Here is a 14,603-nt window from a genome sequence, read left to right on the forward strand (position 1 = left end):
CTAATATTTAAATACAGAATTATTTTGGTGTTTTTTTATCGCTTTATTAGAAAGAATAATTCCAATAATTAAAGATATAAAAGCACCAATTGTAATTCCTGGGACAAAATTGATAAACAAAAAGAAATCATAAGCTCCATGAAAAACTGTAGCAATTAATAACCCAGTTAAATTTAAAAGAGTTTTATTTTTAGAAAACTTTGCTTTCCCCATAAAGTATCCCATTAAAATAGCAAAAGTGGCATGTGCAGGAACAGCTGTAAACGCCCTTGTGATTCCTGTTGCTATTCCATGTTGGAAAACATACAATACGTTTTCTAAAGCAGCAAAACCCATAGAAACCATTACAGCATAAACAATACCATCAAATGGCTCATTAAACTCTTTATTTTTTTGAGCATAAAACTTAACAATAATATATTTAGAGATTTCTTCAACCAAAGCAACAACAATAAATGCTTGAAAAAATTGCTGTACAATACTCCTAGCATCTGTTAAAGGGATAAATCTAGCAACTAAAGTGCCTAAAATTGCAGTAATTAAAATACTTACTGTAGCACCTAAAAGAAAGTTCTTAAATAAAAATGCAATAGGTTCTTTTTCAAACTTATCTTTAAAATAAATGTAAATTATAATTATAGATACTGGAGCAACTGCTAATAGTAATAAATTCATTTTGTAAATATATCAAAAAGAGTTTTTTACAACAGTGAAGAAAGTAATTATTTCCTTCTTGGCAAGAAAACTTCTGCCATCATACAACGTGCACTTCCACCACCACAAGCTTCAATTGTTTCTAAAGAACTAGAAATAATTTTACAATGATTTTCTATTTGAGTAATTTGTTGATCTGTTAAAATGTCTTTTGCAGCTTGACTCATTACTAAAAAAAGATCATTATTTTCTCCTCTAACTTGCAACATGTTACCAGCAAAATGATGCATCTGTATTTCTGAAATAGCAATTACTTTTTTACCATCTTCTTTTAAGTTTTTTAGTAAATTTTTCTTTTCATGCTTATCATCAATACTATCTAAGCAAACAATAGCAAATGTTTCTGTTACACACATCATAACATTTGTATGATAAATTTCTTCTCTACTATTTTCTACAGTTTGATAAGCCGTAAAAATTACCGGAGTATACTCAAAATCTTCACAAAACTCTATAAATAATTCTTCATCTGCTCTTGCAGATAATGCGCAATATGCTTTTCTATTAACTCTATCTAAAATCATACTACCTGTACCTTCTAAAAAGATATGCTCTTCTTCTGCAGAAGTATAATCAATAATGTTTTCTATTAAAAAACCTTGTTTTTCAAGTTCTTCTAAAATATCTTCTCTTCTTTCAAAACGACGATTTTCTGCAAACATAGGATACAAAGCTACTGTACCATTTTCATGAAAAGAAACCCAATTGTTTGGGAAAACAGAATCGGGAGTATCAAATTCGTTTGTGTCTGAAATTACAATTACATTAACACTAAAACTGCGAAGTTTAAATACATAATTATCAAATTCTTGCTGTGCTTTACTGTTGATTTCTGCATTTTTAAAATCAAGATCTTCTTGAAAGTAATTGTTTACTGCAGTTTGCTCATTCATCCTAAAATTTATAGGGCGAATCATTAAAATAGTATTTGTAGTTTGTTGCATTCTATAAAAATCTAGGTAACAAAATTAGACTTTTTTATGATGTAAATAATACAGAATTAATAAATAATTGACCGTATTTTTAACTTTCTTTCAATATGGCTAACTAGTATTTATTATTCTCTAATCAAAGGCATTGTAGAACAACGTAATAAGCCTTCTTGTTTAGCTATTTCTGAATACTTTACTTCCTCTACCATAAACCCTTTTTCACGCAACCAAGTGTTTAATCGAGTGAAGTTTTTCTCAGAGATAATAACGTTTTCAGAAATCGAAAAAACATTACTATTCATATTGTACATTTCATCCTTGGTAATTTCAAAAACATTTTCTTTTCCAAAGAAGTTTAATAACCATTCATATTCACTTTCAATAAGGAATCCATTTTTATGAAGTATTGCTTTGTTTGTTCCAATGGGTTGAAAACAACAATCTAAATGCAATGCATTCTCTTTAGGATTTATATTGTCTTTTCTTAATTCAAAAGATTTCACAATTTTGTTTGGAAATAATTCTTGTAAAGCAAGTACAGCAGCTGTATTTGTACGAGCAGTGATATAACTTGAATAATCTTCTCCAGAATAAGTCCCCACAAAAAGATATTCATTCCAAGGCATAACATCACCTCCTTCTACATGACATTCTTCAGCTAGTTCTATAACATTCTTTGGATCTATTTGAGATATTACGTGATTAATTGCTTCAATTTCTTGAGCTCTATCGGGTAATATATTAGCTTTAATAAACTTATCTTCTATAACAAATGCAATATCTCTAGAAAATATTTGATTATAGTTTTCTATTAATTGAGGCCTATATACTTTAACATTATATTTTTTAAAAACTTCGGCAACAGCTTCCATTTCCAAAATCATATCTTCTTCTTTTGGATATGTTCCCGCTAGCACATGCTGTCTACTTTTAGGATCATAACAATCTTCTAATTTTGGTATTGCTCCATTACTTTTTGCAGAACCTAATATAACGGCTCTAAGTTTAGATGTTTCGTTTTGAACATGTAGTTTTAACATAGTTATAAAAATAAAAAATGTTATTCATTTTAAAGTGAAGACTTCAACTTGAATAACATTTAGTTATATATAATTTTAATATTCTTATCTATTCTCTATAGATTTGAATGGCCTTAAATTTTCACCAATATAAATTTGACGTGGACGACCAATTGGTTCATGATTTAAACGCATTTCTTTCCATTGTGCAATCCAACCTGGTAAACGACCTAATGCAAACATAACAGTAAACATTTCAACAGGAATCCCCATAGCTCTGTATATAATTCCTGAATAAAAATCTACATTTGGATATAATTTACGCTCAACAAAATAAGGATCATTCAAAGCTTCTTGTTCTAAGTCTTTAGCAATAGCTAAAATTGGATCTTGAATTCCTAAATTGTTTAAAACTTCATCGGCAGCAACTTTTATAATTTTTGCTCTAGGATCAAAGTTTTTATATACTCTATGTCCAAAGCCCATTAATCTAAAAGGATCATTTTTATCTTTTGCTTTAGCCATATATTTTTTGGTATCTCCTCCATCTTCTTTTATAGCTTCTAACATTTCTAAAACAGCTTGATTTGCACCACCATGTAATGGCCCCCAAAGAGCAGAAATACCTGCTGATAATGAAGCAAATAAACCTGCATGAGAAGAACCTGCTATTCTTACTGTAGAAGTAGAACAATTTTGCTCATGATCTGCATGTAAAATTAACAATTTGTCTAATGCATCTTTTACAACTGTATCAATTTCATAATCTTCATTTGGTTGTTCAAACATCATTTTCATAATGTTTTCTACATACCCTAAAGATTTAGAACCATAGTTTAATGGTAAACCTTGTTTTTTACGCATTGTCCAAGCTACTAAAACAGGGAATTTCCCCATAATTTTAACAATAGCGTTGTACATATCTTCTTCAGAATCTACATTTACTGAAGACGGATTAAAAGCTGTTAATGCACTTGTTAATGAAGATAAAATCCCCATTGGGTGTGCACTTTTTGGAAAAGCGTCTACAATTTTTTTGATATCATCATCTACAACCGAATTCGATTTTATATCCTTATGAAATTTTTCTAACTGTTCTTTAGTTGGTAACTCTCCAAAAATTAATGCAAAAGCAACTTCTAAAAAATCTGCCTTTTCTGCCAATTCTTCAATAGAATAACCTCTATACCTTAAAATTCCTTTTTCTCCATCTAAAAAAGTAATAGCACTTTCACAAGAACCTGTATTTTTATATCCAGGATCAATAGTTATTACTCCATTTGTTGCTGTTCTTAATGTTTTAATATTAATAGCAACTTCATTTTCTGTTCCTTTTACTAAAGGAAATTCATACGAATTTTCACCTATTTGTAACCTTGCAGTATCTGACATAATTCTCTCTATTTTTATTTTTTGTAGACTACCGCGAAGATACCAAATAATTAAGTATTTTGAAAGATAGTACCCATAGATTTTAGATATAAAAAAATAAAGATATCTTATTTAAAGAATCTATAATAAATAGAAAATCCTCACAATAAAAATTATGAGGATTTTAAATATAAAATTTTGTTTTAACTTAGATGTTAAATGCTTTTTCTTTTGGAAAAAAAGCAACTTCTCCTAATTCTTCTTCAATTCTTAAAAGTTGATTGTACTTAGCCATTCTATCTGAACGAGAAGCAGAACCTGTTTTAATTTGACCACAATTTAAAGCTACTGCTAAATCTGCAATAGTATTATCTTCTGTTTCACCAGATCTATGAGACATTACAGAAGTATAACCTGCATTTTTAGCCATATTAACTGCAGAAATTGTTTCTGTTAAAGTACCAATTTGGTTTACTTTAATTAAAATTGAGTTTGCAATTCCGTTTTCAATACCTCTAGACAAACGCTCTACATTAGTAACAAATAAATCATCACCTACTAATTGAACCTTATCTCCAATTTTTTCAGTTAAATATTTCCATCCATCCCAATCATTTTCATCCATCCCATCTTCAATAGAAATAATAGGATATTTACCAGCTAATTCTGCTAAGTAATCTGCTTGTTCTTGACTTGTTCTAATTTTTCCAGTTGCTCCTTCAAATTTGGTATAGTCATATTTACCATCAACATAAAATTCTGCAGCGGCACAATCTAAAGCAATCTTAATTTCATCACCAAATATATAACCTGCATTTTTAACGGCCAATGCAATTGTTTCAATAGCATCTTCTGTACCCTCTAAAGTTGGTGCAAAACCTCCTTCATCACCTACTGCTGTAGATAAGTTTCTATCATGTAAAACTTTTTTTAAATTATGGAAAATTTCAGATCCCATTTGCATCGCTTTAGAAAAAGTTTCTGCTTTTACAGGCATTACCATAAATTCTTGAAAAGCAATCGGTGCATCAGAATGAGAACCTCCATTAATAATATTCATCATTGGTAGAGGTAATGTATTTGCTGATACTCCTCCAACATATCTGTATAAAGGCATCCCTAATTCATTTGCTGCTGCTTTTGCTACAGCTAAAGAAACCCCTAAAATTGCATTTGCTCCTAATTTAGATTTATTTGGCGTACCATCTAAATCAATCATTAATTGATCAATTGCATTTTGTTCAAATACAGAAGTTCCTAAAAGTTCTTCAGCAATAATATTATTAACATTTGCAACAGCTTTTAAAACACCTTTACCCATGTAATCTTTACCACCATCACGTAATTCTACTGCTTCATGTTCTCCTGTAGATGCTCCTGAAGGAACGGCTGCTCTACCTAAAATATTATTATCGGTTAAAACATCTACTTCTACTGTAGGGTTTCCTCTTGAATCGAAAATTTGACGTGCATGTACGCTTATTATGATACTCATTTTTTTTGTTTTTTAAGAATCCTTTACAAAGGATAAAAATTTGTTGTTGCTAAATTATAAAATTGAATTACTTTTATGGATTATAAGAGCCTTTAATTACGAAAACGTTTACGCTTCTACCTTAGATTTTCTAATATTTTCTATAAATTGATCAAATAAATATTCTGCATCGTGTGGTCCAGGGCTTGCTTCAGGGTGATATTGTACAGAAAAAACATTCTTTTCTTTCATTCTAATTCCTGCCACTGTATTATCATTTAAATGAACATGAGTGATTTCTATATCGGAATGATTTTCTGTTTCTTCACGATTAATTGCAAAACCATGATTTTGAGAAGTAATTTCTCCTTTACCCGTAATTAAATTCTTAACAGGATGATTAATTCCTCTATGCCCATTGTGCATCTTATAAGTCGATATTCCATTTGCCAATGCTATAACTTGATGTCCTAAACAAATACCAAATAAGGGTAAATCCTTTTTTATGATTTCTTTTGCTAAATTTTGAGCATCTACTAAAGGTTCAGGATCTCCAGGTCCATTTGAAATAAAATATCCATCAGGATTAAAAGAAGATAAATCTGAGAAACTAGAATTATAAGGGAAAACTTTAATAAAAGCACCTCTTTTTACTAGGTTTCTTAAAATATTCTTTTTAATACCGATGTCTAAGGCAGAAATTTTAATAGTAGCATTTTCATCACCAACAAAATAAGGTTCTTTTGTAGATACTTTTGAAGCCAATTCTAAGCCTTCCATACTTGGCACTTGAGCAAGTTGTTTTTTTAAAGTTTCAATATCGTTTATTTCTGTTGTGATAATAGCATTCATTGCTCCATTATCTCTAATATAAGCAACTAATGCTCTTGTATCAACATCAGAAATAGCTACTACATTATGTTTTTCAAACCAATCTTTTAAATTCCCATCAGAATCAACACGTGAATGTGTAAAGCTAAAATTTCTACAAATTAAACCAGAAATTTTAATTCCGTCAGATTCTACTTCTTCATTATTAATTCCATAATTACCAATATGTGCATTGGTTGCAACCATGATTTGACCGAAATAAGATGGGTCAGTAAAAATTTCTTGATAACCTGTCATACCAGTATTGAAACAAATTTCACCTGTTGATGTTCCTTCAATACCAACGGATTTACCATAAAAAATGGTTCCGTCTGCTAATAAAACTAAAGCTTTCTTACGTGTTTGATACTTCATTGATTAAAGTTGTGTTTTGTTGATGTAAAAATATAAAAAAAGGGATAAACGTAAACGTTTATCCCTTTTATATAATTTAAAAAATTTTCATTTTTTATTCTTCAGATTTTTCTTCTGTTGCCGTTCCTTCTACTTGAGCAGATTCAGCTTTTTTGCTTCTTCCTCTACGAGTAGTTTTCTTAGCTTTTTTACCTTTAGGGTTATAAATTTCGTTGTAATCAACAAATTCAATCATTGCCATAGGAGCATTATCTCCTTGACGATTTCCTAATTTGATGATACGAAGGTAACCTCCTGGTCTATCTGCAACTTTTACAGATATTTCTTTGAATAATTCTGTTACTGCAAATTTATCACGTAAATAAGAGAATACAATACGTCTGTTGTGAGTTGTATCAGTCTTAGACTTTGTAATTAATGGTTCTACAAAAACTCTTAAAGCTTTTGCTTTTGCCACTGTTGTATTAATACGCTTATGTTCTATTAAAGAACAAGTCATATTTGCTAACATAGCTTTTCTATGCGCTCTTTTTCTACCTAAATGATTGAATTTCTTTCCGTGTCTCATGACGTTTGTTTTATACTTTCATCTTGCATCTACCCTTTTTGAGGAGCAAAATATGAAAGATTAATCTCTATCTAATTTATATTTTGTTAAATCCATTCCGAAATTTAAACCTTTAACAATAACTAGTTCTTCTAATTCTGTTAATGATTTTTTACCGAAGTTACGGAACTTCATTAAATCGCTTTTATTAAAAGAAACTAAATCTCCTAATGTATCTACTTCTGCAGCTTTTAAACAATTTAAAGCTCTTACAGATAAATCCATATCGATTAATCTAGTTTTTAATAACTGACGCATGTGTAATGATTCTTCATCATACGTTTCTGTTTGTGCAATTTCATCTGCCTCTAAAGTGATACGCTCATCAGAGAATAACATAAAGTGGTGAATTAATATTTTTGCCGCCTCAGTTAATGCATCTTTAGGATTGATTGATCCATCAGTATCGATATCGAAAACTAATTTTTCATAATCCGTTTTTTGTTCTACACGAAAGTTTTCGATTGCATATTTTACATTCTTAATTGGCGTGTAAATAGAATCTGTAAAGATTGTTCCTATAGGTGCAGAAGCTTTTTTATTTTCTTCAGCAGGTACAAATCCTCTACCTTTTTCTATTGTAATTTCTGCATTTAACTTTACAGATTTATCCATATTACAAATTACTAAATCTGGATTCAATACTTGAAAACCAGAAATAAATTTCTGTAAATCTCCAGCTGTAAATTGCTCTTGACCAGATAAAGAAATAGATACAGTTTCTCTATCAGTTTCTTCTATTTGTTTCTTAAAACGAACTTGTTTTAAGTTTAAGATAATTTCTGTAACATCTTCTACAATTCCAGGAACAGTAGAAAATTCATGTTCAACACCATCAATTCTTAATGATGTAATTGCAAATCCTTCTAAAGATGATAAAAGTACTCTTCTTAAAGCATTACCAACAGTTAAACCAAAACCTGGTTCTAAGGGTCTAAACTCAAATCTACCATAAAAATCAGTAGATTCTATCATTATTACTTTATCGGGCTTTTGAAAATTTAAAATTGCCATTGTCTTCGTTTTAATTGTTTTTCAGTTGCGCGGTTGATAAGTGTGAAGAAATACTTATAAACCCTTTGGCTGAATAACAATATGATTAATTTATTACTTAGAATATAATTCTACGATTAATTGTTCTTTGATGTTTTCTGGAATTTGTAATCTTTCTGGTACTTTTACAAAAGTTCCTTCTTTCTTATCTGCATTCCAAGTTAACCAATCAAATACATTATTATTAGATGCTAATGCATCTTCAATAGCTACTAATGATTTTGATTTTTCTCTAACGGCAACTACATCTCCTTCTTTTAAACTATATGAAGGAATGTTTACGATTTCTCCGTTAACAGTAATATGTCTGTGAGATACTAATTGACGAGCTCCACTTCTTGAGTTAGAAACTCCCATTCTATAAACAACGTTATCTAAACGAGATTCACATAATTGTAGTAAAATTTCACCTGTAATACCAGAAGCACTTTGTGCTTGTTTAAACAAGTTACTGAATTGACGCTCTAGAATACCATAAGTATATTTAGCTTTTTGCTTCTCCATTAACTGAGTTGCATATTCCGATTTTTTTCCTCTGCGTCTCGCATTTCCATGCTGTCCTGGAGGGTAATTTCTTTTTTCGAAGTTTTTATCTTCTCCAAAGATTGCTTCGCCAAATTTACGAGCAATTTTAGTTTTTGGTCCTGTATATCTTGCCATTTCTTTTTGTGTTATAGATAGGGATTATGAATTAAGGCTTACTCCTTCGATAATCGAATTCCTATCAAATTAAAATATTTAATTATACTCTTCTTCTTTTTGGAGGACGACATCCGTTATGAGGAATAGGAGTAACATCAATAATTTCAGTTACTTCAATACCAGCATTATGAATAGATCTAATAGCAGATTCTCTACCATTACCAGGTCCTTTTACATAAACTTTCACTTTACGTAAACCTGCTTCTTTTGCAACGTTTGCACAATCTTCTGCTGCTAATTGAGCTGCATATGGAGTATTCTTTTTAGAACCTCTAAAACCCATTTTACCTGCAGATGACCATGAAATTACATCACCTTTTTTATTTGTTAAAGAAATAATGATATTATTAAAAGATGCAGTTACATGCGCTTCTCCTATAGCATCAATAATTACTTTACGTTTTTTTGAACTTGCTTTTGCCATAATTATTCAGTTTTAGTAATTTAGTTTTCTAACATTATAGTATATACTATGATTAGATCTTGATTACTTATCTAACTTATTTTTTCTTGTTAGCTACAGTTTTTCTCTTACCTTTTCTTGTACGAGAGTTGTTCTTCGTTCTTTGTCCTCTTAATGGAAGACCAAGTCTGTGACGAATTCCTCTTTGACATCCGATATCCATCAAACGTTTGATATTTATCTGTACCTCAGAACGTAATTCTCCTTCAATTGTGAAAGATCCTACCTGTTCTCTAATTGCTGCGATTTGATCATCTGTCCAATCTTGAACTTTAATGCTCTCATCTACTTTTGCTTCTGCTAGAACTTTTTGAGCTCTGCTGCTTCCTATACCAAAGATGTAAGTTAAAGCAATAACTCCTCTTTTATTCTTTGGAATATCAATACCTGCTATTCTTGCCATTACCCTTGTCTTTGTTTAAATCTAGGATTTTGTTTATTAATTACGTATAATCTACCTTTTCTGCGAACTATTTTGCAGTCGGCACTTCTTTTTTTAACTGATGCTCTAACTTTCATCTGTTTTGTTTTTTTTAGTATCTGTAAGTAATTCTTGCTTTTGATAAATCGTATGGGCTCATTTCTAATTTCACCTTATCTCCAGGTAATAATTTAATATAATGCATACGCATTTTACCAGAAATGTGTGCCGTAACAATATGTCCATTTTCTAATTCGACACGAAACATAGCATTTGATAATGCTTCTGTAATAGTTCCGTCTTGTTGAATTGCTGATTGTTTAGCCATATTATTTATTCGATTTTCTATTGCTATTTCCCGTTTTCATTAAACCATCATAATGACGATTTAATAAATACGAATTAATTTGTTGTAATGTATCTATTGCAACACCAACCATAATGATTAATGATGTTCCTCCATAAAACATAGCCCAACTTTGTTGTACTCCAAATTGGCCTACAATTGCTGGTAAAATAGATAAAGCTGCTAAGAATAACGATCCTGGGAAAGTAATTCTAGATAAAACAGAATCTAATCTATCTGCTGTGTCTTTCCCTGGTCTAATACCAGGTATAAAACCACCACTTCTTTTTAAATCTTCTGCCATTTTATTCGTAGGAATTGTAATTGCAGTATAGAAATAACTAAAAATGATAATTAAAAGAGCAAATATAACATTATAACCTAAGCCATTAATATCTTGTAAGCTTGCCATAAATGGAAACCTTTGAGCCAAAGCAACTGGTAAAAACATAATTGCTTGAGCAAAGATAATAGGCATTACACCTGCTGCATTTAATTTCAAAGGGATATAATCTCTTGAACCTGCAACATTTTGTATGTTACCTGCAACAGTTCTTCTGGCATATTGTACTGCAATCTTACGAACAGCAGTCACTAATAGCACAGTTAATAAAATTACCACAAACCAAACAATGATTTCTATTAGAATCATCATAATTCCACCAGCACCAGCATTTGTTGTTTTAGCAACAAATTCTTGTAAAAAAGCTGCCGGAAAATTAGCTAAAATACCAACAGTAATTAATAATGAAATACCATTACCAACTCCTTTGTCTGTAATACGCTCTCCTAACCACATTGCAAAAATTGTTCCTGCTGTTAAGATGATGATTGATGAAATCCAAAAAGTAGCTCCACTTACTAAAAAAGCTTCTGGTCCTAAACCAAATTGAGTTTTGATAGCTGTAATATACGTAGGTGCTTGCACTAACGTAATAACAATGGTTAACCATCTAGTTATTTGTGTAATTTTTTTACGTCCACTTTCTCCATCTTTTTGTAATTTTTGTAAATAAGGAACCGCGATTCCCATTAACTGAACTACAATAGAAGCAGAAATATACGGCATAATACCAAGTGCCATTACTGACGCTCTAGCAAATGCCCCTCCTGTAAATGCATTCAATAAACCTAAAAGACCACCGGAAGTACTTTCTTTTAACGCTGATAATTGTAATGGATCTATCCCAGGTAAAGGAACAGAAGCCATAAAACGATATACAGCAATTAAACCGATAGTTAGAAGAATTTTGTTTTTCAATTCTTCAATACTAAAAATGTCTTTTAATCTATTAATTAAATTCATCATTTACTTGGTTGTTATAAAGTAACAGCTTCTCCGCCAGCTGCTTCAATAGCTGCTTTTGCTGATGCTGTAAATTTATGTACAGTTATATTTAATTTAGCTTTTAATTCTCCGTTTCCTAATATTTTTACTAGGTCGTTTTTACCTGCTAATCCATTAGCAACTAAAATATCTAAATCTACTGTATCTGTTATTTTTCCATTTTCTACTAAAGATTGTAACTTATCTAAATTGATTCCTTGATATTCCTTACGGTTAATATTAGTGAATCCAAATTTAGGTACACGTCTTTGAAGTGGCATTTGCCCTCCTTCAAAACCAATCTTTTTAGAATAACCTGAACGAGATTTTTGACCATTGTGACCTCTTGTAGCGGTACCACCTTTTCCTGATCCTTCACCTCTTGCTATTCTTTTTCCTTTTTTAATGGAACCCTCTGCTGGTGTTAAATTATGTAAACTCATTTTTTCTAAATATCTTATTTAATTTCTTCGAAAGAAACTAAGTGTTTAACTGTATTTACCATACCTACTATAGAAGGAGTTGCCTCGTGTTCTACAGTTTGGTTCATTCTGCGTAAACCTAATGCCTCTAAAGTTTTCTTTTGATTCTTAAGACGCCCGATTTGACTTTTTACTTGTGTAACTTTAATTCTTGCCATCGTTCTTAGATTTAACCGTTAAATACTTTCTCCAAAGAAATTCCTCTTTGTTTAGCTATTGAAGCCGCACTACGCAATTGTAATAAAGCATTAAAAGTTGCTTTTACAACATTGTGAGGATTTGATGATCCTTGAGATTTTGATAATACATCATGTATACCTACTGACTCTAACACGTGCCTTACAGCACCACCAGCAATAACTCCAGTACCATGAGAAGCAGGCTTAAGGAACACTTTTGCTCCACCAAATTTACCTTTTTGTTCATGAGGTAAAGTTGCTTCTAAAATAGGAATTCTTACTAAATTTTTCTTTGCATCTTCAACAGCTTTTGCTATTGCAGAAGAAACATCTTTAGATTTCCCTAATCCATGACCTACAACACCGTTTCCGTCACCTACTACTACAATTGCAGAGAAACCAAATGCTCTACCACCTTTAGTTACTTTGGTAACACGCTGTACACCTACTAATCTATCTACAAGCTCTAATCCGCTTGGCTTAACTCTTTCTACGTTTTTATATCCTTGCATAATTTCTTAAAATTTTAAACCCGCTTCTCTTGCAGCGTCTGCTAATACTTTAACTCTACCGTGATATAAATATCCGTTTCTATCAAAAGCAACTGTTTCTACACCGGCTTTAGTAGCTTTTTCAGCAATTGCTTTTCCAACTGCTGTTGCTGCTTCTACTTTAGTATTTGCTTTAATTTCTTTATTTCTAGATGAAACAGAAGCTAATGTCACTCCGTTTACATCGTCTACTAGTTGAGCGTAAATTTCTTTGTTACTTCTATAAACCGATAATCTTGGTTTAGTAGCAGTTCCAGAAATAATCTTTCTAATTCTACGCTTAATTCTAGCTCTTCTTTCAAGCTTTGATAATGCCATAATGCTATAAATTATGCAGATTTACCTGCTTTTCTTCTTAATATTTCACCTACAAACTTAACACCTTTACCTTTATATGGCTCTGGAGCTCTGAAAGAACGAATCTTTGCAGCAATTTGACCAACTAACTGTTTGTCAAATGAAGTTAATTTAATGATTGGGTTTTTCCCTTTCTCAGATATTGTTTCAACTTTTACTTCAGGAGCTAATTCTAAAACAATATTATGAGAGAAACCTAAAGCTAAGTCTAATTTTTGTCCTTGGTTAGATGCTCTATAACCAACACCTACTAATTCTAATTCTTTAGACCAACCTTTACTTACACCTTCAATCATATTATTGATCAAAGCTCTCATTAAACCATGTTGTGCTTTATGGTCTTTACTTTCTGATGCTCTATCTAAAGTGATAATTCCATCTTCAATTTTAATGGTAATTCCGTCAGAAATAGTTTGAGTTAACTCACCTAATTTTCCTTTTACGGTTACTACATTGTCTTTTATGTTTACATCTACACCTTGTGAAATGCTAACGGGATTTTTTCCTATTCTACTCATTTCTTAAGATTTAATAAACGTAACATAAAACTTCTCCTCCAACATTCTCTTGACGTGCTTTTTTGTTTGTCATTACACCTTTCGATGTAGAAACAATAGCAATTCCAAGTCCGTTTAATACTCTTGGCATCTCTGTAGAGCCAACATATTTACGTAAACCTGGTGTACTGATTCGTTGAATCTTTCTAATTACTGACTCTTTTGTTTCTTTGTCATATTTTAAAGCAATCTTAATAGTTCCTTGAACTTTATCGTCATTGAACTGATAACTTAAAATATATCCTTGATCAAACAAAATTTTAGTCATTTCCTTCTTCAAGTTTGAAGCCGGAATTTCCACTACCCTGTGTCCTGCTGCGATTGCATTTCTTACTCTAGTAAGAAAATCCGCGATTGGATCTGTATACATATTTATTTAATATTGCGACTACGGTTTTCAAATACCTCTATTTATGCTACAGATTTCTCTGTGATAAATGAACCTATAATCAGTTAAAATTCTTATACTCAAAAAAAATAGAGCGTGCAAAGATACACATTCTATTTTTATTTTTAAGCTTTATTTTTGATTTCTACCAACTTGCCTTTTTAACTCCAGGTATTAATCCTTGGTTTGCCATTTCTCTAAATGTAACACGAGATAAACCAAATTGTCTCATATATCCTTTAGGACGACCAGTTAATTTACATCTGTTATGCATTCTTACTGGTGAAGCATTTTTTGGTAATTTTTGCAATGCATCATAGTCTCCAGCTTCTTTTAAAGCTTTTCTCTTTTCTGCATACTTTGCAACTGTTTTCGCTCTCTTACGTTCGCGAGCTTTCATTGATTCTTTAGCCAT

21 protein-coding genes are annotated in these 14,603 nt (G+C 31.1%); all 21 read right to left on the reverse strand.

Features of this window, described 5'->3' with window-relative positions:
- Positions 1 to 675, reverse strand: coding sequence for a PrsW family intramembrane metalloprotease (locus MC378_RS11230; protein ID WP_242178864.1), 675 nt, complete (start codon positions 673 to 675; stop codon positions 1 to 3).
- A 47-nt stretch (positions 676 to 722) separates the two neighbouring features.
- Positions 723 to 1,658: a citrulline utilization hydrolase CtlX gene (gene ctlX / locus MC378_RS11235; protein WP_242178865.1), complete on the reverse strand. Its 936-nt coding sequence runs from the start codon at positions 1,656 to 1,658 to the stop codon at positions 723 to 725.
- A gap of 113 nt (positions 1,659 to 1,771) precedes the next feature.
- Entirely contained in the window at positions 1,772 to 2,686 is a 915-nt protein-coding gene (locus MC378_RS11240) for a dimethylarginine dimethylaminohydrolase family protein (RefSeq protein WP_242178866.1), read from the reverse strand.
- A gap of 84 nt (positions 2,687 to 2,770) precedes the next feature.
- Positions 2,771 to 4,057, reverse strand: a complete 1,287-nt coding sequence (locus MC378_RS11245; protein WP_242178867.1) for a citrate synthase — start codon at positions 4,055 to 4,057, stop codon at positions 2,771 to 2,773.
- A 187-nt stretch (positions 4,058 to 4,244) separates the two neighbouring features.
- Positions 4,245 to 5,531 carry a phosphopyruvate hydratase gene (gene eno, locus MC378_RS11250; protein WP_242178868.1) on the reverse strand — a complete coding sequence of 429 codons (1,287 nt, stop codon included), beginning with the start codon at positions 5,529 to 5,531 and terminating at the stop codon, positions 4,245 to 4,247.
- Positions 5,532 to 5,639: 108 nt separating this feature from the next.
- Complete coding sequence (gene carA / locus MC378_RS11255; protein ID WP_242178869.1) at positions 5,640 to 6,755, reverse strand: glutamine-hydrolyzing carbamoyl-phosphate synthase small subunit; 1,116 nt, start codon at positions 6,753 to 6,755, stop codon at positions 5,640 to 5,642.
- 94 nt (positions 6,756 to 6,849) lie between these two features.
- On the reverse strand, positions 6,850 to 7,323 hold the full coding sequence (gene rplQ, locus MC378_RS11260) for a 50S ribosomal protein L17 (protein ID WP_242178870.1): 474 nt from the start codon (positions 7,321 to 7,323) through the stop codon (positions 6,850 to 6,852).
- 60 nt (positions 7,324 to 7,383) lie between these two features.
- Positions 7,384 to 8,376 (reverse strand): DNA-directed RNA polymerase subunit alpha, encoded by a 993-nt coding sequence (locus MC378_RS11265; protein ID WP_242178871.1) that lies wholly within the window; start codon positions 8,374 to 8,376, stop codon positions 7,384 to 7,386.
- 93 nt (positions 8,377 to 8,469) lie between these two features.
- Positions 8,470 to 9,075, reverse strand: a complete 606-nt coding sequence (gene rpsD / locus MC378_RS11270) for a 30S ribosomal protein S4 (RefSeq protein ID WP_242178872.1) — start codon at positions 9,073 to 9,075, stop codon at positions 8,470 to 8,472.
- Between the two features lie 82 nt (positions 9,076 to 9,157).
- Positions 9,158 to 9,541, reverse strand: coding sequence for a 30S ribosomal protein S11 (gene rpsK, locus MC378_RS11275; protein ID WP_036825729.1), 384 nt, complete (start codon positions 9,539 to 9,541; stop codon positions 9,158 to 9,160).
- Positions 9,542 to 9,617: 76 nt separating this feature from the next.
- The gene (gene rpsM, locus MC378_RS11280; protein WP_165732607.1) at positions 9,618 to 9,983 is read right to left on the reverse strand and encodes a 30S ribosomal protein S13; all 366 of its coding nucleotides are present in this window, start codon (positions 9,981 to 9,983) and stop codon (positions 9,618 to 9,620) included.
- Entirely contained in the window at positions 9,983 to 10,099 is a 117-nt protein-coding gene (ykgO, locus tag MC378_RS11285) for a type B 50S ribosomal protein L36 (RefSeq protein ID WP_004568720.1), read from the reverse strand. Before ykgO ends, rpsM begins: the two co-directional genes overlap by 1 nt.
- 14 nt (positions 10,100 to 10,113) lie before the next feature.
- A complete protein-coding gene (gene infA / locus MC378_RS11290) occupies positions 10,114 to 10,329 on the reverse strand; it encodes a translation initiation factor IF-1 (RefSeq protein WP_004568721.1) in 216 nt (71 codons plus the stop codon).
- A 1-nt stretch (position 10,330) separates the two neighbouring features.
- Positions 10,331 to 11,653, reverse strand: coding sequence for a preprotein translocase subunit SecY (gene secY, locus MC378_RS11295; protein ID WP_242178974.1), 1,323 nt, complete (start codon positions 11,651 to 11,653; stop codon positions 10,331 to 10,333).
- A 14-nt stretch (positions 11,654 to 11,667) separates the two neighbouring features.
- Positions 11,668 to 12,117: a 50S ribosomal protein L15 gene (gene rplO, locus MC378_RS11300; protein ID WP_242178873.1), complete on the reverse strand. Its 450-nt coding sequence runs from the start codon at positions 12,115 to 12,117 to the stop codon at positions 11,668 to 11,670.
- A 14-nt stretch (positions 12,118 to 12,131) separates the two neighbouring features.
- Positions 12,132 to 12,314, reverse strand: coding sequence for a 50S ribosomal protein L30 (gene rpmD / locus MC378_RS11305; protein ID WP_242178874.1), 183 nt, complete (start codon positions 12,312 to 12,314; stop codon positions 12,132 to 12,134).
- Between the two features lie 11 nt (positions 12,315 to 12,325).
- A complete protein-coding gene (gene rpsE, locus MC378_RS11310) occupies positions 12,326 to 12,850 on the reverse strand; it encodes a 30S ribosomal protein S5 (protein ID WP_338048448.1) in 525 nt (174 codons plus the stop codon).
- Between the two features lie 3 nt (positions 12,851 to 12,853).
- A complete protein-coding gene (rplR, locus tag MC378_RS11315; protein ID WP_242178876.1) occupies positions 12,854 to 13,204 on the reverse strand; it encodes a 50S ribosomal protein L18 in 351 nt (116 codons plus the stop codon).
- An 11-nt stretch (positions 13,205 to 13,215) separates the two neighbouring features.
- Positions 13,216 to 13,761 carry a 50S ribosomal protein L6 gene (gene rplF, locus MC378_RS11320; protein WP_242178877.1) on the reverse strand — a complete coding sequence of 182 codons (546 nt, stop codon included), beginning with the start codon at positions 13,759 to 13,761 and terminating at the stop codon, positions 13,216 to 13,218.
- Between the two features lie 10 nt (positions 13,762 to 13,771).
- A complete protein-coding gene (gene rpsH / locus MC378_RS11325) occupies positions 13,772 to 14,170 on the reverse strand; it encodes a 30S ribosomal protein S8 (protein WP_223444810.1) in 399 nt (132 codons plus the stop codon).
- Positions 14,171 to 14,333: 163 nt separating this feature from the next.
- Positions 14,334 to 14,603 (reverse strand): 30S ribosomal protein S14, encoded by a 270-nt coding sequence (rpsN, locus tag MC378_RS11330; RefSeq protein WP_158841435.1) that lies wholly within the window; start codon positions 14,601 to 14,603, stop codon positions 14,334 to 14,336.

Origin of the sequence: Polaribacter marinus (assembly GCF_022662535.1) — a bacterium.
Classification (GTDB): Bacteria; Bacteroidota; Bacteroidia; order Flavobacteriales; family Flavobacteriaceae; genus Polaribacter; species Polaribacter marinus.

Bases quoted from the DNA above. Each gene is read 5' to 3' on its own strand.
- rpsK (WP_036825729.1), bottom strand. From the start codon at position 9,541: ATGGCAAAAGCAAGTTCAAAAAAACGTAAAGTAATTATTGATGCTATA.
- MC378_RS11265 (WP_242178871.1), bottom strand. From the start codon at position 8,376: ATGGCAATTTTAAATTTTCAAAAGCCCGATAAAGTAATAATGATAGAA.
- rpmD (WP_242178874.1), bottom strand. From the start codon at position 12,314: ATGGCAAGAATTAAAGTTACACAAGTAAAAAGTCAAATCGGGCGTCTT.
- rplO (WP_242178873.1), bottom strand. From the start codon at position 12,117: ATGAGTTTACATAATTTAACACCAGCAGAGGGTTCCATTAAAAAAGGA.
- MC378_RS11240 (WP_242178866.1), bottom strand. From the start codon at position 2,686: ATGTTAAAACTACATGTTCAAAACGAAACATCTAAACTTAGAGCCGTT.
- rpsD (WP_242178872.1), bottom strand. From the start codon at position 9,075: ATGGCAAGATATACAGGACCAAAAACTAAAATTGCTCGTAAATTTGGC.
- ctlX (WP_242178865.1), bottom strand. From the start codon at position 1,658: ATGCAACAAACTACAAATACTATTTTAATGATTCGCCCTATAAATTTT.
- MC378_RS11230 (WP_242178864.1), bottom strand. From the start codon at position 675: ATGAATTTATTACTATTAGCAGTTGCTCCAGTATCTATAATTATAATT.
- infA (WP_004568721.1), bottom strand. From the start codon at position 10,329: ATGGCTAAACAATCAGCAATTCAACAAGACGGAACTATTACAGAAGCA.
- eno (WP_242178868.1), bottom strand. From the start codon at position 5,531: ATGAGTATCATAATAAGCGTACATGCACGTCAAATTTTCGATTCAAGA.
- MC378_RS11245 (WP_242178867.1), bottom strand. From the start codon at position 4,057: ATGTCAGATACTGCAAGGTTACAAATAGGTGAAAATTCGTATGAATTT.
- secY (WP_242178974.1), bottom strand. From the start codon at position 11,653: ATGAATTTAATTAATAGATTAAAAGACATTTTTAGTATTGAAGAATTG.
- rpsM (WP_165732607.1), bottom strand. From the start codon at position 9,983: ATGGCAAGAATAGCAGGTATTGATATTCCAAAGAATAAAAGAGGAGTT.
- rpsH (WP_223444810.1), bottom strand. From the start codon at position 14,170: ATGTATACAGATCCAATCGCGGATTTTCTTACTAGAGTAAGAAATGCA.
- rplR (WP_242178876.1), bottom strand. From the start codon at position 13,204: ATGGCATTATCAAAGCTTGAAAGAAGAGCTAGAATTAAGCGTAGAATT.
- ykgO (WP_004568720.1), bottom strand. From the start codon at position 10,099: ATGAAAGTTAGAGCATCAGTTAAAAAAAGAAGTGCCGACTGCAAAATA.
- carA (WP_242178869.1), bottom strand. From the start codon at position 6,755: ATGAAGTATCAAACACGTAAGAAAGCTTTAGTTTTATTAGCAGACGGA.
- rplF (WP_242178877.1), bottom strand. From the start codon at position 13,761: ATGAGTAGAATAGGAAAAAATCCCGTTAGCATTTCACAAGGTGTAGAT.
- rpsN (WP_158841435.1), bottom strand. From the start codon at position 14,603: ATGGCTAAAGAATCAATGAAAGCTCGCGAACGTAAGAGAGCGAAAACA.
- rplQ (WP_242178870.1), bottom strand. From the start codon at position 7,323: ATGAGACACGGAAAGAAATTCAATCATTTAGGTAGAAAAAGAGCGCAT.